Source organism: Nocardiopsis sp. LOL_012, from assembly GCF_048060475.1.
Lineage (GTDB): Bacteria > Actinomycetota > Actinomycetes > Streptosporangiales > Streptosporangiaceae > Nocardiopsis.
The window spans coordinates 57867-74971 of the sequence record NZ_JBHMIV010000023.1 but is presented as its reverse complement, the minus strand read 5'-3'; the positions used below and the strand labels follow the sequence as shown (position 1 = coordinate 74971).

Annotated in this window: 15 protein-coding genes and 1 tRNA gene; 9 read left to right on the top strand and 7 right to left on the bottom strand. The window is 73.0% G+C overall.

The features are described 5' to 3' along the window. Positions 1 to 207: 207 nt before the first annotated feature. Together ACFHWE_RS15945 and ACFHWE_RS15940 are read right to left on the bottom strand one after the other, a co-directional pair. Positions 208 to 280: transfer RNA gene (locus tag ACFHWE_RS15945), tRNA-Lys, on the bottom strand. A gap of 129 nt (positions 281 to 409) precedes the next feature. Then, positions 410 to 595 (bottom strand): hypothetical protein, encoded by a 186-nt coding sequence (locus tag ACFHWE_RS15940; protein ID WP_416602427.1) that lies wholly within the window; start codon positions 593 to 595, stop codon positions 410 to 412. Between the two features lie 207 nt (positions 596 to 802). On the opposite strand from ACFHWE_RS15940, the gene ACFHWE_RS15935 reads away from it, so the two are divergent. The 3 genes from ACFHWE_RS15935 to ACFHWE_RS15925 all read left to right on the top strand — a co-directional run bounded on the left by ACFHWE_RS15935 (position 803) and on the right by ACFHWE_RS15925 (position 3494). Beyond that, positions 803 to 1726 carry a MurR/RpiR family transcriptional regulator gene (locus ACFHWE_RS15935; RefSeq protein ID WP_416602426.1) on the top strand — a complete coding sequence of 308 codons (924 nt, stop codon included), beginning with the start codon at positions 803 to 805 and terminating at the stop codon, positions 1724 to 1726. Positions 1727 to 1740: 14 nt separating this feature from the next. Next, positions 1741 to 2736, top strand: coding sequence for an N-acetylmuramic acid 6-phosphate etherase (locus ACFHWE_RS15930; RefSeq protein WP_416602425.1), 996 nt, complete (start codon positions 1741 to 1743; stop codon positions 2734 to 2736). A 104-nt stretch (positions 2737 to 2840) separates the two neighbouring features. Then, positions 2841 to 3494: a SanA/YdcF family protein gene (locus ACFHWE_RS15925; protein ID WP_416602432.1), complete on the top strand. Its 654-nt coding sequence runs from the start codon at positions 2841 to 2843 to the stop codon at positions 3492 to 3494. Here the strand turns inward: ACFHWE_RS15925 and ACFHWE_RS15920 are convergent. After that, positions 3491 to 4894, bottom strand: a complete 1404-nt coding sequence (locus tag ACFHWE_RS15920; protein WP_416602424.1) for a hypothetical protein — start codon at positions 4892 to 4894, stop codon at positions 3491 to 3493. The genes ACFHWE_RS15925 and ACFHWE_RS15920 overlap by 4 nt on opposite strands. Positions 4895 to 4950: 56 nt before the next feature. Next, on the bottom strand, positions 4951 to 5556 hold the full coding sequence (locus tag ACFHWE_RS15915; protein ID WP_416602423.1) for a SanA/YdcF family protein: 606 nt from the start codon (positions 5554 to 5556) through the stop codon (positions 4951 to 4953). Between the two features lie 819 nt (positions 5557 to 6375). On the opposite strand from ACFHWE_RS15915, the gene ACFHWE_RS15910 reads away from it, so the two are divergent. Continuing rightward, positions 6376 to 8157, top strand: a complete 1782-nt coding sequence (locus tag ACFHWE_RS15910; protein WP_416602422.1) for a UvrD-helicase domain-containing protein — start codon at positions 6376 to 6378, stop codon at positions 8155 to 8157. A 53-nt stretch (positions 8158 to 8210) separates the two neighbouring features. Here ACFHWE_RS15910 and ACFHWE_RS15905 read toward each other — a convergent pair whose 3' ends face one another. Then, positions 8211 to 9593, bottom strand: a complete 1383-nt coding sequence (locus ACFHWE_RS15905; RefSeq protein WP_416602421.1) for a DUF6114 domain-containing protein — start codon at positions 9591 to 9593, stop codon at positions 8211 to 8213. Positions 9594 to 9597: 4 nt separating this feature from the next. Continuing rightward, on the bottom strand, positions 9598 to 10239 hold the full coding sequence (locus tag ACFHWE_RS15900) for a DUF6230 family protein (protein WP_416602420.1): 642 nt from the start codon (positions 10237 to 10239) through the stop codon (positions 9598 to 9600). A gap of 213 nt (positions 10240 to 10452) precedes the next feature. Here ACFHWE_RS15900 and ACFHWE_RS15895 point away from each other — a divergent pair, with 213 nt between their 5' ends. Further along, positions 10453 to 12267 carry a GMC oxidoreductase gene (locus ACFHWE_RS15895; RefSeq protein WP_416602419.1) on the top strand — a complete coding sequence of 605 codons (1815 nt, stop codon included), beginning with the start codon at positions 10453 to 10455 and terminating at the stop codon, positions 12265 to 12267. A 68-nt stretch (positions 12268 to 12335) separates the two neighbouring features. Here ACFHWE_RS15895 and ACFHWE_RS15890 read toward each other — a convergent pair whose 3' ends face one another. Next, positions 12336 to 13118, bottom strand: coding sequence for a MerR family transcriptional regulator (locus tag ACFHWE_RS15890; protein WP_416602418.1), 783 nt, complete (start codon positions 13116 to 13118; stop codon positions 12336 to 12338). 215 nt (positions 13119 to 13333) lie between these two features. Between ACFHWE_RS15890 and ACFHWE_RS15885 the strand changes: the two genes are divergently transcribed. The 4 genes from ACFHWE_RS15885 (at position 13334) to ACFHWE_RS15870 (ending at position 17104) form a co-directional block, all read left to right on the top strand. Beyond that, positions 13334 to 14203 (top strand): SDR family NAD(P)-dependent oxidoreductase, encoded by an 870-nt coding sequence (locus tag ACFHWE_RS15885; RefSeq protein WP_416602417.1) that lies wholly within the window; start codon positions 13334 to 13336, stop codon positions 14201 to 14203. Beyond that, complete coding sequence (locus ACFHWE_RS15880) at positions 14200 to 15114, top strand: AurF N-oxygenase family protein (protein WP_416602416.1); 915 nt, start codon at positions 14200 to 14202, stop codon at positions 15112 to 15114. The genes ACFHWE_RS15885 and ACFHWE_RS15880 overlap by 4 nt, the downstream gene beginning before the upstream one ends. A gap of 126 nt (positions 15115 to 15240) precedes the next feature. Then, positions 15241 to 16758, top strand: coding sequence for a flavin-containing monooxygenase (locus ACFHWE_RS15875; RefSeq protein ID WP_416602415.1), 1518 nt, complete (start codon positions 15241 to 15243; stop codon positions 16756 to 16758). Positions 16759 to 16771: 13 nt separating this feature from the next. Continuing rightward, entirely contained in the window at positions 16772 to 17104 is a 333-nt protein-coding gene (locus ACFHWE_RS15870) for a DUF4873 domain-containing protein (RefSeq protein WP_416602414.1), read from the top strand. Position 17105 lies beyond the last annotated feature (1 nt).

Sequence of the window (17105 nt, the reverse complement as noted above, 5' to 3'; positions counted from 1 at the left end):
GACTCGAACCCCGGACCCGCTGATTAAGAGTCAGCTGCTCTGCCAACTGAGCTAATGACGCGTATTACCTCGGGTAAACTCTTCGGTCCCCCTCGGCGACGGGAACAACTCTACCGGATGGCCGAAGCCGCTCGAACCATCCCGCAGCGCGTGGTGTACCACACCGCGCCGCGGACACCTCCCGGCCGACCGGGAGGTGTCCACCGGTGCGTCATCAGGGACTCGAACCCCGGACCCGCTGATTAAGAGTCAGCTGCTCTGCCAACTGAGCTAATGACGCTCGCCGCCGCTGAGCGCAGGGAAAGCGTCCCCGCTGGCGACACATACGACTTTAGCAGCAGCGGAGGGCGGCCGCGAACGTTTTCCCGGCCCGGACCGTATCACCGTTCGCGGCGGCGGGCGCGGCCGGTCAGGTCAGAGTCACGAACAGCGCGACCGCCACGGCGACGGCGAGGAGCACCCCGACCGCGATGAGCACGATGGGCAGCACCGGGCGGTGCTCGGGCTCCTCGGCCGCGGGGTTCTCATCGACGAACCGGCGGAAGTGCTGGGTGTTCCCCGCCGGGTCGGTGTTGGGGTCATGGTTCTGAGTCATGTGTTCGACACTAGCGACTCACACGCCCTGTGAGCACCCCCCGGCCCGGATCCAGCCGAATTCACGACCGACTCTTGGTGTCCTCCCGCGCTCCGCAACCGGCACCCCGGCGTCCGCCCCGCTCGGATCCCTTGGAATCCTGGGTTTCCCCGCTGTTTCCCTTCCCCCCGTTGACGCCCGCCCTACGCCCGAAAGAAACTTTCGTCCATGGCGCACACTTCGCAGTCTCCGGTCGACCGCACCTCCTGGGAGGGGGCCGGGTCCCCCGTGCCCACCATCGTCCTGCGCATCCGGTCACTGCTGCCCTCCCTCGCCCCCGCCGAACGCAGGGTCGCCCAACGGGTCATCGACGACCCCGGGCGGGTGGCCGCCTCCTCCATCACCCGGCTCGCCGGGGACTGCGCCACCTCCGAGGCCACCGTGATCCGGTTCTGCCGGACCATTGACTTCCGCGGCTACCGCGAACTGCGCCTGGCCCTGGCCACCGAGGTCGGCCGGACCAGCGGCGCCCGCTCCGGCGCCCCCGAACCCGTGGGCGACATCCACCCGGACGACCGCCTGAGCACGGTGGTCCGCAAGATCACCGCCACCGACGCGCGCGCCGTGCAGGAGACCGGTGCCGCGCTGGACGTCGACGTCCTGCGCGCGGTCGTCGACGCGCTGGCCACCGCCCGCCGGATCGACGTGTACGGGGTGGGAGCGAGTGGCTTCGTGGGAGCCGACCTCCGGCGGAAGCTGCACCGGATCGGGCTGACCTCCTTCGCCTGGACGGACGCGCACGCCATGCTCACCAGCGCGGCCCTGCTCGACGGGCGCGATGTGGCCCTGGGCTTCTCCCACACAGGCACCACCCTGGACACCGTGCGCGCGCTCGCCGAGGCGGGAAGGCGCGGCGCTCGGACGGTGGCGGTCACCAACTTCCCCCGGTCCCCCGTCGGCCGAGCCGACCACGTGCTGACGACCGCGGCCCGGGAGACCACCTTCCGTTCGGGCTCGACCGCGAGCAGGCTCGCGCAACTGACGGTCGTGGACTGCCTCTTCGTGGGGGTGGCGCAGAGCCGCCGGGCCGAGAGCCGCGGTGCCTTGGAGACCACTCGCGAAGCAGTCAGGGGACTGCGTACCACCGGGTGACGGGGAGGTGGCCGGTGCGGACCGAAGGGGAGGACGCCGTGCGCGGGGACGGCTCCCGGGGCACGGCCCCGGATCGGGGCGGCGCGGAGGGCGGTGACGCCGTGGTCGTCCGCTCGCCGACCGAGGAGCGCAACGACGGGACCCGCGACATCGACCTGCTCCCGGCCCTGGAGGTCCTGCGGCGGATCAACGCCGAGGACCAGGCCGTGCCGGGGGCCGTCGCGGCGGTCCTGCCGGAGTTGGCCCGCGCCGTGGAACTGGCCGTGGCGGCGCTGGAGTCGGGCGCGGCCGTCCACTACTTCGGCGCGGGCACCTCGGGGCGGATCGCCGCCCAGGACGCGGCCGAGCTGCCGCCCACCTACGGTGTGCCGCCCGGATGGGTGGTGGCCCACCACGCGGGCGGCGGCGGTGCTCTGGCGCGCGCGGCGGAGGGGGCCGAGGACGACCGGGCCGCCGGCCGGGCCGACGCGGCGGGGCTGGCTCCGGGTTCGCTCGCCGTGGGGCTGACCGCGAGCGGGCGCACCCCGTACGTGGGCGGTGCGCTGGAGGCCGCCCGGGAGCACGCGGCGGCCACGGTGCTCATCAGCGCGAACCCGGACGCTCCGCTGGCCGCGGGCGTGGACGTGCACGTGGGGATGGACACGGGCGCGGAGGTGATCGCGGGGTCCACCCGGATGAAGGCGGGCACGGCGCAGAAGCTGGCGCTGAACGCCTTCTCGACCGCCGTCATGGTGCGGATGGGACGCACGTACTCGAACCTGATGGTGGGGGTCGACGCCACCAACGGCAAGCTGCGCGGGCGGGTGGTGGCGATCCTGACGGAGGCGACCGGGCTGGAGGAGCACGTGTGCGCGCGGGCGCTGGCCCGCTCCGGAGGCGACACCCGCGCGGCCCTGGTGTCGCTCCTGTCAGGGGCGGACGCCGACCGGGCCGCGCGGGCGCTGGCGGCCGCCAGGGGCCGCGTGCGCGGGGCACTCGCCGCGCTCGGCGTCGAGCACGGTCCGGGGTGAGCGGGCCGCTGCGGCTCCGGCGCGGGAACCTCTCGGCGGTGCGGCTCGTCTTCCCGGACGTGACGACCTCCGCTTCCTCCCCCCTGAAAGCCGTCCGCACGGCCCTGGAACGGCTGGGGCTGCGGGGCATGGCCGCCCTGTGCGCCGTCGCCGTGGCGGCGGGCTGCGCCCCGTTCCTGTGGACCCTCGCCTCCACCGCCGGCGACCGCCACCCCGCCGATACGGTGCCCGAGCGTCCCGTGGCCCTGGTCCTGGGGGCCGGGGTGCGCCCGGACGGGCTGCCGAGCAGGCTGCTGGCCCGCCGCCTGGACACCGCCGCAGCGCTCTACTCCGCGGGCCGGGTGCGGGCGATCCTGGTCAGCGGGGACAACAGCGTGGAGCACTACAACGAGCCCGACACGATGCGCGCGTACCTGATCGACGCCGGGGTGCCCGCCGACCGCGTGGTGGCCGACTACGCGGGCTTCGACACCTGGGACTCATGCACCCGGGCACACCGGGTGTTCGGGGTGGAGGCGGCCACGGTCGTCACCCAGGACTTCCACCTGCCGCGTGCGGTGCTGCTGTGCCGTTCGGCGGGCATCGACGCGGTGGGGGTGGCCGACTCCAGCCTCCGGGAGCGGACCTTCGCCACGGTCTACGGCTGGTTCCGGGAGGTACCGGCGACCGCGGCGGCGGTGGTCGACGCGGTGTTCACGCCGGACCCCCGGTTCCTCGGCCCCTACGAGACCGGGGTCGACGACGCCCTCTCCGCCTAGCGACCGCCGAACAGGCGCCCGAACAGGCCGGGTTCGGGCGCGGGGGGCGCGGGGGCGGTCTCCTCGGCCTCCCCGGGGCCGGCCTCCACCCCGGCCAGGGCGCAGAACTCCTCGCGGTCGGTCGGCAGCGCCCACGCGCGCAGGGTGGCGGTGAACTCCTCGTCCTCCCACGCGGAGGCCGGGAGTTCGGCGACGGCCCACAGGACCTTGAGCGTGTCCTCGCCGTAGTCGGCCTCGACGTGCTCCTGAGCGGTGAAGCCCCTGGAACGGGGGCCGAGCGCCGTCTCCAAGGCGACACCGGCCACCAGTGCGCGGGAATCCTCCTCCTTCTCCAGGAGGCCGGGCAGCATGTCCAGGCGCAGGCGGCGGGCCCGCGTCCCGGCGCGGCCGAGAGCCAGGAACCCCAGGACCTGCGGTGACCGGGTTCCGCAGTGCGGCCAGGACTCGTTGAACAGCCCCTCGTAGCCCGTGGACGTGCCACCGCCCCGGCCGATCCGGCGCAGGGCCTCGCGGGGGGTGTCCTCCCCGTGGAGGAGCACCATGGCAACGGAGGCGGCGAAGGAGTTGTAGAGGTTGCCCCCGGCCATCTGGTGGGCGAGGGCGACCGTGGTGTCGGTGTCGCGGGGGTCGGCCAGCATGCCCAGGGCGAAGAGTTCGGCGGGCAGCGGCTCCCCGCCGTCCGTGCCGGCCATGGCCTCGCGCAGGTTGGCGGGGGGCCGGGGTGCGGAGCGCAGGTCCTTGGCGAGCAGGACCTGGGAGGCCCCGGTGATCTCGGCGGCGATGCGCTCGGCGTCGTCGGGCAGGAAGGCGAGCACGTAGCTCGCCCACTCGGCCGCGCGGTCCATGCCGCCCCGGTCGGCAGGGTCCTTGAGGAGGGCGGCCAGGTCGCCCGCTCGTGCGAGGACCGCCTCGTAGGTGTCGAGCGCGGCTCGCAGGACCTGGGCCCCCTCCGGCCGCTCCAGGACGGCGAGCCGGTCGCTCAGGCGGTGGAACTCCTGCTCGTCGGCGGCCTCCGCGATCCATGCGCGGTACTGGTCGAGCGCCTTCTCACGGTCGGTGGCGGCCACCCAGGCGACCTCGTCCCGCCACAGCGCGAGGTTCCGGGGCGCGGGCAGGCACTCCTCGGCGTGGCCGCAGACCAGCTCGAGTAGGAGGCTGAGCGGCCGCCAGCGGTCGGCGGCCGGGGTCTGCGGGGAGCAGGCGGTGTCGACCAGGAAGCCGACCGCCGCGGGCGCGGCGAGGTGGCCGGGCTCCGGGTAGCGGATGATGTCGTGGAGGTCGGAGAGCGCCGCGTCGCTCCCGGCGAGCGAGGCCAGGAGGTCGGGGATGCGCTCACCGCCCTCGGGGGCCAGGGCGGCCCAGTCCACACTGTTCGCGTCGTTTCCCGTGGTCGCGTTCATGGGCCGATTATCGCGCCCGGCCACGGCCCCGGCGAACCGGGCTCCGGTGCGGCGGGTCAGGGCCCGGTCTCGGCGGGGGCGGGGCGCAGGAGGGCGTCGCGCAGGGCCTTGGGTGCGGCCCCGGCCTCACGCGCGTAGCCGATGACGGTGGAGCGCCGACGGGCGCCCAGGCTCGCGTCGCCGACGCCGACGGCGTCGATCCCGGCGGCCCTGGCGAGCGCGACGGTGCGCGGGAGGTGGAAGGCCTGGGTGACCATGGTGGCGGCGTCGACGCCGAAGAGCTCGCGCACGCGCACGCAGGTGTCCCAGGTGCGGTACCCGTGGGGGTCGGCCCGCACCCGGTCGGCGGGGACGCCGCGGGCCACGAGGTAACGGGTCATGGTGTCGGTCTCCCGGCGCGAGACCTCGCGGTTGTCCCCGGAGACGATGACGGCGTCGACCCGGCGCTCGTCGTAGAGCCGGACGGCGAGGTCGAGTCGGCGGGCGAGCAGCGGTGAGGGCCCTTCGGGCCAGGCCGCGGCGCCGAGGACGACGGCGACCGGCCGGTGCGGTACACGGTCGGCGCGCTTGCGGCGGCCCGCGCTGGCCAGGTAGGTCCATGCCAGCGGGGCCAGCGCCAGGAACCCCGCACCGGCCCCGGCCGCAGCGATCCACACGGCCACAGCGCCCCCTTCTCTCCGTCGGCATGGGCGCACCCATCATCGCGCACGCCGCGGACCGGGTGGACGGGTGTCCGAGAGTTACCTGTGGTGGCGGGCTCCGCGCTCCGCCGGCTGCCTCCAGGCCCTGCTCTGGGGCGCCCGGCAGGTGCGGAGCGGGCTCGCCTACCGTGGCCATGCCGGAACCGGGTGCCGGCTTGCGGTGCGGTTGAGGGCTCTGCCGAGGCAGGACGGACCTCGGCAGAGCCCTGGGCCGCGCGGAGCGGGCGCATCCGCCCACGATCTGCCCGGGCCCTTCCGCGCACCCGTGTGTCCTGATCCGGCCACGATCCCGTCATCGCGCCCCGCACCGATCCGGGTTTCGGTCCTGCCGCATGTCCGGGTTCGCCCCCTGCGGCCCCAGGACGGCACTCCGCACCGCGCACGCCTCCGGAGCCGCTTCCACCTCCCCGGACCCCGATCCGCGACTCAGGGGCGCACCCCCGCTTCTCGCATTTCAGACAGTCCATTAACCCATTTACGGACAGCAGAGCCCGCGAGAGAACCCCAGGTCAGGCGGACCCCCGGAACCCGTTGCGGAAGAGCCGCCCAACCCCATCGAACGGGCTTCCGTAAAAACCGCTTCCACCTGTACTGATGACGGAATGAAAACGGCTATCACGGATGTCGCGGATCGACCCTCGAACGGCGTTTGCCGGAATTCCACCGCGAGCATCCTTCCTGTACAGAGGCCACCGGCCGGCTTCCTCTCGCTCCACACCGTCCGTTCCGACCGCACACGCACACCCGCCCCATTGGTCGAAGACCGGAGGACCACACGACGTGACCGCCCTTGCGATCGCCCCGACGTTTCTCAGCGACTTCACCCGCCTCACGCCCGAGGTTCAGCTACACACGCTGACCGCGATGCGCGCCTGCCAGGCGGGCGACGACCCCGAGCTGGAACCCGTCGAGGGTGCCGCCGATCCCCGTGTACGGGTCCTCGGCATCGCCCCCGACTGGTTCGGCGTCGTCCTGCCCGACTCCGCGGAGGACGGGGCTGCGGAGGAGCCGCACTACCGCCTGCTCGCCGTGCGCCCGCACGAGGAGGCGCTCACCTTCGCCCGGAGCCTGCGCCCGGGCGCACCGGCCGCCGGAGGCGCCGATCCCATGCCCACCGGCCCGCCCGAGCTCGCCGGAGCCCTGAGGGCACCCTTCGACCAGTGGCGGATCAGCCTCCACCCGGAGCAGCACGCCCTCACCGAGGCCCACTTCAACGGCTCCGTACAGGTCACCGGCGGCCCCGGCACCGGGAAGACCGTCATCGCCCTGCACCGGGCCGCCCACCTGGCGGCACGGGACGCGGCCGCCCGCCCCGAGAGCACGCGCGCGTCGATCCTGCTCACCACCGACAACCGCACGCTCGCACAGACCCTGTCCGAGCGCCTGGACCAACTGCTGCCCGCCCCCGGAACCCGGGCACGGGTCCGGGTGTCCACGATCGACGGTCTGGCCGGCTCCGTGGCCACGGCCCGCTCCGGCGTCGCCCCGCGCCTGATCGACGGGGACGAACTGGCCCAGCGCTGGCGCGCGCTGGCCGTCGCCGACGGCCTCCCCTTCTCCGGCCGGTTCCTGGCCGACGAGTGGGAACAGGTCCTGCTCGCCCAGAACCTGGAGGAACTCCCGCAGTACATCCGCTGCGACCGCAACGGCCGGGTGCAGCACCTGGCGCCCGAGCACCGCCGCCAGGTGTGGGAGACCGTGCGGCGCTACGTCGGCGCCATGCGCGTCGAGGGGCTGTGGTCCCGGCCCCAGCTGGCCGCCGAGGCGGCCCGGCTGCTGGAAGGCGGCGAACCCCTGTTCCGGCACGCGGTGGTCGACGAGGCCCAGGACCTGCACCCGGCCCAGTGGCGGATGCTCAGGGCGGCGGTACCCGAGGGCCCCGACGACCTGTTCATCGTCGGCGACCCGCACCAGCGCGTCTCCGACAACCGCGTCTCACTGGCCTCGCTGGGGATCAACGTGCGCGGACGCGGTCGCAGGCTCCGGGTCAGCTACCGCGTGACCCAGGAGATCCTGGACTGGAGCATCCCGATCCTGGGCAGGCGCGCCGCGCTCGGCATGGACGACGACGCCGACACCCTGGCGGGCTTCCGGTCGCTGCTGCACGGACCGCGGCCGGTGGTCCGCGCGTGCGCCGACCGCGCCGAGGAGCTCTCCGCGCTCGGAAGCCGGATCCGGGGGTGGCTGGAGGCCGGGGTCGCGCCCGCCGACATCGCCGTGGCCGGGCGCAACCAGTGGGTGGTGCGCGCCGTCGCCAAGGAGTTGGAGGCCGGGGGCGTGCGCACCGCCCCGCTGGAGGGCCCCGGGGACGGCTCCGCGGTGCGGATCGGCACGATGCACCGGCTCAAGGGGCAGGAGTTCCGCTGTGTGGCCCTGCTGGGGGTCAGCGACCACCTGCTCCCGCCCAAGGCGGCGATCGAGGCGGCCGACGGCGACCAGGTGGCCCTGGAGCACGCCTACCAGCGGGAGCGGACGCTGCTGTTCGTGGCCGCCACTCGGGCCAGGGACGCGCTGTACGTGTCCCACGTGGGGCGGCCCAGCCGTCTGGTCTCCGGACGCTGACGGCGGCCGGGGGGCGGGGCGCCGCGGCGCCCCGCCCCCCGGTGCGCGTGCCGTCAGGACCCGGTGTGCTGCGAGTTCAGTCCGGGGATGGACATGTGGTCGGTGGCGGCCATGGGTTGGGCCACGTCCACGTCGGTGACGGGGACGCCCAGTGCCGAGAGCAGGGGCAGCAGCTCCAGCAGCGGTAGCAGCGGGTCATCGGGGGTGAGGTCGAGCGGCACCAGGCCGAGGACGGTGACCTGCATTCGGGTGATGTGCATGTGCACGTCGCCGTCCATCGTCATCTGCGGCAGTCCGAGGCTCATCCGGGTCCCGGCGTCCTGGAACCACAGTTCGGCCCCGGTGAAGTCCGCCCGGCTCATGTCGAGCCGGATGTAGCGCCGTACGCCGTCGGCCGTGGGGCACTCGACGACGCCGCCGTAGCTGGCGCTGTGCATCAGGAGCACGTCCGAGGTCAGGCCGGACGTGCGGGTCGACCCGGTGAAGCAGTCGTAGCGCACCTCCGCCTGCACCTCGGGGAGTTCCCCTGCCGCCTCGGCGGCCTGGCAGGCGGTCACGGCCTCGGCCAGTTCCTCCTCGGTCTCCACCGGGGTGAGCGCACCGTCCTGCTGGATCGGGCAGTCCTCGGCGGCCCCTCCGGCCTCCTCCTCAGCAGGGGCGTCGGCGTCCTCCTCGGTGTCCTCGTCCCCGGCGGGTCCGGTCGGCTCCGCCGAGGGGGGCACGTCGGCCGAGGGCTCGCCCGAGGGTGCGGCGGAGGGAGGAGCGGTGGGGCCGTCGGAGGGGTCCGCGCTCGGGTCGACGGCCTCCTCCGGGTCCTCCCTGTCCGGGAAGAGCCAGTCCCAGAAGTCGGAGGCCGGTGCGGGGCCCGAGGCCAGCAGCAGCGCCAGCGCCCCCGGCAGGGCCACCGCCGCCAGCGGCCGGTGCCCTGCCGGGGGACGGACGCCCCCGCCGCCGTCGGTACCGCTCCCCTCCCCTGCGGGCTCCCCGCCGCCGTACCCCTCGCCGGCGTCGGCCCGGGAGCGCGTGCGGCGGCGCCCGCGCGGGCGCCGCCGCACGTCGGGAGCCCACGCGAAGACGAGCGCACCGCCGATGATCCCAAGCAGCATGCCGATGACGAACCCACCGAAGTTGGACGTCACGAAGGACACGAGCGCAAGCATGAGCCCGACGATCCCGAAGAACGTGTGCTGGGCGGTCTGGAGCCAGCTCAACACACCCACGGCGGTCAGCAGGGCCCCGATGAGGGTCCCCGAGACACCGGCGATGCCGGCGTAGATGATCAGGTCGATCGGGATGATCAGGCTCTGGGCGGCGGGGGCGATCAGGATCTCGACGCCCGCGGCCACCAGCAGGAGGCCGCCCCAGAACGGGCGGGTGCGCCTCCACGAACGGAAGCGGCCCCATCCGGCGCGCAGTAGGTCGAGTGCGTGGGCCATGGGATCAGAAGCACTCGTGGTCGCCGGGCAGGACCTTGAGGCTGAGGCCGCTCAGGCGCAGCGAACCGGAGGTGACCGCCCATGTGGTCAGCTCCATGTCCGACACGGTGATGGAGTCGGACTGCAGCCCGAAGCCGCCCTGAGGGCCCTGGGCCCCCTCGACCTGGTCCAGGGTGCTGGCGTCCCGGCCGATCTCGATCTCGCTGAACTCGGCGTCGCCCCGCAACTGCTCGATGTCCAAGACGAGGTCGGTGCCCTCCACCGGGGTGCCCTCGCCGGCGTTGATGAGCAGGGTGGCCTCGCCGATCCCGAGGTCCATCAGCGCGGACATGCACAGGTTGTCCAGTTCGGCGCTGTTGACCGCGGACAGGCCCACCGCCCGTTCGGAGCCGTCCGCGGAGGAGGCCACGTCCCCGTACTGCTGGAACCCGGTACCGGCGAACCGGTCGGCGGACATCTTGAAGTTGTCGCCGGAGACGGCGAACGAGGCGGCCAGGAGCCCCTGAGTGGTCATGCCGCCCAGAACGGCGGCGGCGGTGAGGCCGGGAACCGCGATGAGCGCGAAGCGGCGCCAGCGCGTTCCGCCCCCGCCGTGTTCGGCCACGTCCCGGGACGCCTCGGGCGCCTCATGGGAAGCCATGGACATGGATACCTCCAGAGCTTCGCCGCGCGGGGCGGCGATGGGGGGTGAGGGGTTGCGCCGATGCGCGCCTCGCGTGTTGTATGAACACACCTACTCGGCGGTAGTGATGAACGTTACAATAGAAAATGTCACATTTCTAGTTGGCGTCTTTGACGTTGCAGACTCGTATCCGGCGCACTACGGGATCGCGACGCCTGATCCGAAGAGAGGTCCCACGTGTCCCCTCAGCGCACGACGAACGCTGCCGCCCACCACCCCGAGACCACCTCCGAACAGCACGAATACGACGTCGTCGTGATCGGCTCCGGGTTCGGGGGGTCGGTCAGCGCCCTGCGCCTCACCGAGAAGGGGTACCGGGTCGGCGTCCTGGAGGCCGGACGCCGCTTCACCCCCGAGACACTGCCCTCCACCTCCTGGGACCTCAGGAACTTCCTGTGGGCGCCCCGGCTCGGCCTGTACGGCATCCAGCGCATCCACCTGCTCCGCGACGTGATGATCCTGGGCGGGGCAGGCGTGGGCGGCGGCTCGCTCAACTACGCGAACACGCTCTACCACCCGCTGGACCCCTTCTTCGAGGACCCGCAGTGGCGGCACATCACCGACTGGAAGGCCGAACTGGCGCCCTTCTACGACCAGGCCCGGCGCATGCTCGGGGTCCGCACCAACCCCACCCTCACCCCCTCCGACCGCGCCCTGCGGGCCGTCGGCGAGCAGATGGGCGTGGCGGACTCGTTCCGCCTCACCCCCGTGGGCGTGTGCTTCGGCGACGGCCGGGACGGCGCGGGGAACCGGGGCGGGCCCGGAGCACCGGTCGGCGACCCCTACTTCGGCGGCGCCGGACCCAACCGCAGGGCCTGCACCCAGTGCGGCGAGTGCATGACCGGCTGCCGCCACGGCGCCAAGAACACGCTCACCGAGAACTACCTGTACTTCGCCGAGCGGGACGGGGCGAGGATCCACCCGCTGACCACGGTCGAGCGCGTCCGCGCACTGCCCGGCGGCGGGTTCGCCGTCGACACCGTCCCCACCGGGCGGCGCAGGGGCGGCGCCCGCACGTTCACCGCGGGCCAGGTCGTGGTGGCCGCCGGCACCTGGGGCACCCAGAACCTGCTGCACCGGATGCGCGCCTCCGGGACCCTGCCGCGCCTGTCCCCCAGGCTCGGCCATCTGACCAGGACCAACTCCGAGGCCCTGGTCGGCGCGATGAGCCGCCGCGTGCCGCCACCGGAGGAGGCCCTCACCCAGGGCGTGGCCATCACCTCCTCCATCCACCCGGACGGGAACACCCACATCGAGCCCGTCCGGTACGGCAAGGGCTCCAACGCGATGGGGCTGCTCACCACCGTCCAGGTCCCGGGCGGTGGCAGGGTGCCGCGCTGGCTGCGGTTCCTCGGGGAGGCCCTGCGCCACCCCTACGTCTTCGCCCGCAGCCTCTCCACCCGGCGGTGGTCGGAGCGCACCGTCATCGCGCTGGTCATGCAGTCCCTGGACAACTCGCTGACCACCTCGCTCAAACGGGGCCCGTTCGGCCGCAGGCTCACCTCGCGGCAGGGCCACGGCGAACCCAACCCCAGCTACATCCCGGCCGCGGAGGAGGCTGCCTCGCGGCTGGCGACCGAGATCGACGGGTTCCCTGGCGGCAGTTGGGGGGAGGTCTTCGACATCCCGCTGACGGCCCACTTCCTGGGCGGCTGCCCGATCGGGGACAGTGCGGACAGCGGTGTGGTCGACCCCTACCACCGGGTCTACGGCTACCCGGGCCTGCACGTGGTGGACGGGTCCGCGGTGACCGCCAACCTGGGCGTGAACCCGTCGCTCACCATCACCGCGCAGGCCGAGCGCGCCATGTCTCTGTGGCCGAACCGGGGTGAGGAGGACCCGCGGCCCGCCCAGGGCGCGGAGTACCGCCGCCTGAGGCCCGTGTACCCGCACTCCCCCGCCGTGCCGGCCGGGGCCTTCGCCGAACTGCGCCACACCGTGTCGCTGCCGCTGTCCGTGGCCGAGGACCGCTCCGGGGGCGACGGGAACTGACCGGGCGCGGTCGGGCGCCTCCCCGGGGCGCCCCCGCCCGCGCGGCGCGGGAGCGCTCCCCCGGCAGGTCAGGCGGGCGCCTCGTTCTCCTGGGAGCGGTCGGCCTCACCGCGCAGGTGCTCCATTGCCAGGGCGAAGTGCTCGCCCATCACGTCGTTGATGTTCTCCGCCATCGCCTGGGCCAGGACCGCGTCGACGGCCTGCTGGGCGAGCGGTCGCACCCTGCGGATCACCCCGGCGATCTCGGTGACCTCCTCGCTGCCGCTGCGGACCAGCGTCTGGGGGGCGTACCGCTCCAGGATGTGCTCGGCGACGAGGCGGACCATGTGCTCGGCGACATGGCCGACCTTGTCGCGCAGGTTCTCCGCGATGTCGAGTACCGCGTCCACGGAGATGCCCATCGCGACGAGTTCGGCACCGGCCGACAGCAGCCGCGGGCTCGGCACGCGGAAGCGCAGCCCGTCGCGTTCGAGGACCCCGAGGTCGACGGCGCGCTTTATGGTCCGGGGCGTCACCCCCGTGCCGAACATGCCGCGCAGGTCGGCGAGGGTGACGTAGTCGGCGATCTCGTCGCTCCAGGCGTCCCCGATCGCCGACTCGAACCCGAGGATGTCGGAGAGGTCGCCGCCGCGCTCCCACACCCGGAACATCTCCCCGATGTTGGCGAAGGTGTAGCCCCGCCGCAGCAGTTGGCCGATGAGCCGCAGACGTGCCAGGTGCGCCTCGGAGTAGATCCCCACACGCCCCCGTCTGCGCGGAGGTGCGAGAAGACCCCGGTCCTGGTACACCCGGACGTTGCGCACCGTCGTGTCCGCGCGCCGGGCGAGTTCGTCAATGCGGTATTCGGCCATGCCTCCAGCCTAGGGACCGCCGCCCGTGCCCTGGCCCGCGATTCCACCAGCACTCCTCCGGTTCCCTGGCGGCACCGGAGCCGCGGTTCGGGGGCCGACCTCCATCACGGTCTACGAAACCTTCACCTTACTCGTCAGTAAATTTCTCCATGACACCCGTTGCATTGTGACAATGAGCGTTGTAACTTTCTGGCAATGACTGTGGAGGAGATCACATGACGCCCCCCGTGCCGCACCACCTGCGCCGACTCCCCGGCCTGAACGCCGTCGTCACCGGCGCCTCCGGTGCGTTCGGCGGCGCCACCGCGACCGTGCTCCGCCGCCTCGGCGTGAACGTCGTCGGCCTCGACCGCAAGCCCGCCCCCGGCGTGATCGGCTGCGACATCACCGACGACGCCCAGGTGCGCGAAGCCGTCCCCGAAGCCGTCGCCGACCTCGGCGGACGGCTGGACCTGCTCATCCACTACGCGGGCGTCGGACCGGCCGTCGACATCGGCGCAGCACCCGACACGCACGCGCACCAGGCGCTGGAGGTCAACCTCCTCGGCGCCTGGCGGGTCACCTCGGCCGCGATCGCCGCCCTCACCGAGAGCCGGGGCCGGGTCATCGTCACCTCGTCCCTGCTGGCCCACCTCCAGCTCCCCTTCGCCGGCGCCTACACGGTCTCCAAGCGCGCACTGGTCGCCTACGCCGACTGCCTGCGCGCCGAGTACGGCACCCACGTCGGGGTCACCACCGTCTACCCCGGCTACGTCGACACCCCCATCCACGAGAGCTCCCGGGCCACCGGCGTCGCCCTCGACGGCCTCGTCCCCGCCGAACGCGAACGCGACACCGTCATGGCGGTCGTCCGTGCCGCGGCGTCCCGGCGGGCGCCCAGGGACGTGGCCTCCACCGCCCTCGGCACGGCCGCACTGCACCTGACCCGGCACTTCCCCGGAACCACCGAACAGATCGCGTCGCTCCAGGTCGGCCTCCTGCTCGCCCGGGGCACCTTCGGCGGCGCCGAGATCGCCCAGGGCCTGCGCACGCGCCACAGCGGCGCCGCCCCCCTGACGAACGCCCCCCGAGGAGGGACGACATGACCGCCCGGACCACCACCGCCCCCAAGCTCACCGACCGCGAGGACATCGCCAAGCGCCTGCTGCGCGGCTCCGCCAAGGCCTCCTTCGACCCGCTGGTGGAGATCGACTGGGACGCTCCCGTCGACCCCGACATGTGGGGCATCCGCCCCGAACGCGTCTCCCTCTACGGCACCTACCTGTGGGACCGGCTCACCGAGGCCCAGCGCAAGGAGCTCAGCCGCCTCGAAGTCGCCTCGATCGCCACCATCGGCATCTGGTTCGAGACGATCCTCATGCAGATGCTGGTGCGGCACGCCTACGACAACGACCCCACCACCAACCACGTCCAGTACGCCTACACCGAGATCGCCGACGAGTGCCGCCACACGGTGATGTTCGCCAAGATGGTGGGCAAGCTCGGCTGGCACACGCACAGGCTCGACCCGGTCGCCCACCAACTGGGCCGCCTCTTCAAGACCATCGCGCACGGGCCGCTCATCTTCGCGGGCGCCCTGTTCGTGGAGGAGGTCCTCGACCAGTTCCAGCGCGAGGCGGTGCCGGACGAGGAGATCCTGCCGCTGGTGCGCTCCGTCTCCCGCATCCACGTGGTGGAGGAGGCTCGGCACATGCGCTACGCCCGCGAGGAGTTCGCCCGCGACTGGGCGGAGCGCGGCCCCCTCGACAGGGCCTACACCCGGATCATGCTGGGCCTGGTCACCTACTACTCGGCGACCCGGCTCATCAACCCCAAGGCCTACGCGCAGGTCGGGCTGGACCCCAAGGAGGCCTACCGGGTCGCCAGGGCCAACCCGCACTGGATCGACACCAAGACCTGGGCCGCACGCAAGGTGGTGGGCACCCTGGACACCGCCGGGGCCATCTCCGGCCTCGGCAGGTACTTCTGGAAGAAGGCCGGGCTGCTCGGCCGCTGACGGCCCCGGAGGCCACCCCCAGACACCACCGCCGGAGGGCGAAACGCGCCACGCTCTCCGGCGGTGGCCCCCACCCACGGACCGGCGGCCCCAGGACCGGTTCGGTTCGCACGAAGGGACCTGATCGTGACCACAGCACCACCGCACTTCCGGGTGGCCGTCATCGGCACCGGATTCGCCGGCATCGCCACGGCGGTCCGGCTCAAGCAGGCGGGCCTGGACGACTTCACGGTCCTGGAGCGCGCGGGCGGCATCGGCGGAACCTGGCGGGACAACGACTACCCGGGAGCGGCCTGCGACGTCCCCTCACACCTGTACTCCTTCTCCTTCGCTCCCAACCCCGGGTGGAGCCGCTCCTTCTCCCCCCAGCCCGAGATCCGGGACTACATCAGGCGCGTCGCGGGCGAGTACCGCGTCGACCGCCACGTGCGCTACCGCCACGAGGTCACGGCCGCCCACTGGGAACCCGAGCGCAACCGGTGGCGGATCGAGACCAGCGGCGGAACCGTCACCGCCCAGTTCCTCATCAGCGGCGCCGGACCGCTCGCCGACCCCGCCCGCCCCGACATCAAGGGCATCGACACCTTCGAGGGCAGGCTGTTCCACTCCGCCGAATGGGACCACGGCCACGACCTCGCCGGACGCAGAGTGGCCGTGATCGGCACCGGCGCCTCGGCGATCCAGTTCGTCCCACGGATCCAGCCCGAGGCGGGCCGGCTCACCCTCTTCCAGCGCACCGCGCCGTGGGTGATGTTCCGCCACGACCGCGACATCACCCGGGCGGAGCGCTGGCTGTACCGGACCCTGCCCCTGGCGCAGCGGATCGCCCGCAGGAGCATCTACTGGGGCCGGGAGACCTACGTCCTCGGGTTCGAGAAGAACCCCGGCCTCCTGCGCGTGGTCGAGGCCATGGGCCGGGCCAACATCCGGCGCGCCATCAAGGACCCGGAGCTGCGCGCCAAGGTCACCCCGGACTTCCGCGCCGGGTGCAAGCGCATCCTGATGTCCAACGACTACTACCCCGCCCTGGCCCAGCCCAACGTCGACGTGGTCACCGACGGCATCACCGAGATCCGGCCGGACTCGGTCGTCACACGCGACGCCTCGGGCCGCGAGAGCGAGCACCGGGTCGACACGATCATCCTCGGAACCGGCTTCCACGTCACCGACCCGCCGATCGCGCACCGACTGTTCGACGCAGGCGGCACCTCCCTCGCCGAGCACTGGGGCGCCGGCGCCCAGGCGTTCCGAGGCACGACCGTCGCCGGGTTCCCCAACCTGTTCCTGCTGGCCGGACCCAACACCGGCCTGGGCCACACCTCCCAGGTTTTCATGATCGAGGCCCAGGTCCGGTACACGATGCGGGCCCTGGCGTACCTGTGCCGCAACCGGATGGACCGCCTGGAGGTCCGGACGCGCGCCCAGCGCGACTACAACGACAAGGTCGCCGAGACCATGGAGGGCACCGTCTGGGTGTCCGGCGGCTGCGATAGCTGGTACCTGAACGAGGAGGGGCGCAACACCACGCTGTGGCCCACGTTCACGTGGGACTTCGCGCTGCGCACCCGCCGGTTCGACCCCCACAGCTACGAACTCCGCAAGGCCCGGGCGCGCGGTGCGCGCACGGGCTCAGCGGCGGCCTGAGGAGGCGGAGGCGATGAGCGGTTTCGACGAGGAAGAGGGGTACCGGGGGCCGGTGACGATCGCCCCGGTCGGGGAGACGGGCACCGGCGCCGCGCTGGAGGTCGACGCCCACCTCGCTGGCCACTTCTCCCCCCTGACCGGCGACTACCGGTGGCGCGGACGGCTCTCCGCCCACCCCGGTGTGAGCGAGGCCTTCGACAGGGGCGCGCGCACCGTCCTGGTCCGGACCCCGCACGGGCACGAGGGCACCGGGGACCTGGGCGAGCCCAACCTGTGGGGCGGGCACCCGGTCACCGGCGCCGGAACCCCTCCCTTCGCGGTCCCCGACATCACACTCGACGACTGAG

Bases quoted from the DNA above. Each gene is read 5' to 3' on its own strand.
- ACFHWE_RS15940 (WP_416602427.1), bottom strand. From the start codon at position 595: ATGACTCAGAACCATGACCCCAACACCGACCCGGCGGGGAACACCCAG.
- ACFHWE_RS15935 (WP_416602426.1), top strand. From the start codon at position 803: ATGGCGCACACTTCGCAGTCTCCGGTCGACCGCACCTCCTGGGAGGGG.
- ACFHWE_RS15920 (WP_416602424.1), bottom strand. From the start codon at position 4,894: ATGAACGCGACCACGGGAAACGACGCGAACAGTGTGGACTGGGCCGCC.
- ACFHWE_RS15905 (WP_416602421.1), bottom strand. From the start codon at position 9,593: ATGGCCCACGCACTCGACCTACTGCGCGCCGGATGGGGCCGCTTCCGT.
- ACFHWE_RS15900 (WP_416602420.1), bottom strand. From the start codon at position 10,239: ATGTCCATGGCTTCCCATGAGGCGCCCGAGGCGTCCCGGGACGTGGCC.
- ACFHWE_RS15890 (WP_416602418.1), bottom strand. From the start codon at position 13,118: ATGGCCGAATACCGCATTGACGAACTCGCCCGGCGCGCGGACACGACG.
- ACFHWE_RS15885 (WP_416602417.1), top strand. From the start codon at position 13,334: ATGACGCCCCCCGTGCCGCACCACCTGCGCCGACTCCCCGGCCTGAAC.
- ACFHWE_RS15880 (WP_416602416.1), top strand. From the start codon at position 14,200: ATGACCGCCCGGACCACCACCGCCCCCAAGCTCACCGACCGCGAGGAC.
- ACFHWE_RS15870 (WP_416602414.1), top strand. From the start codon at position 16,772: ATGAGCGGTTTCGACGAGGAAGAGGGGTACCGGGGGCCGGTGACGATC.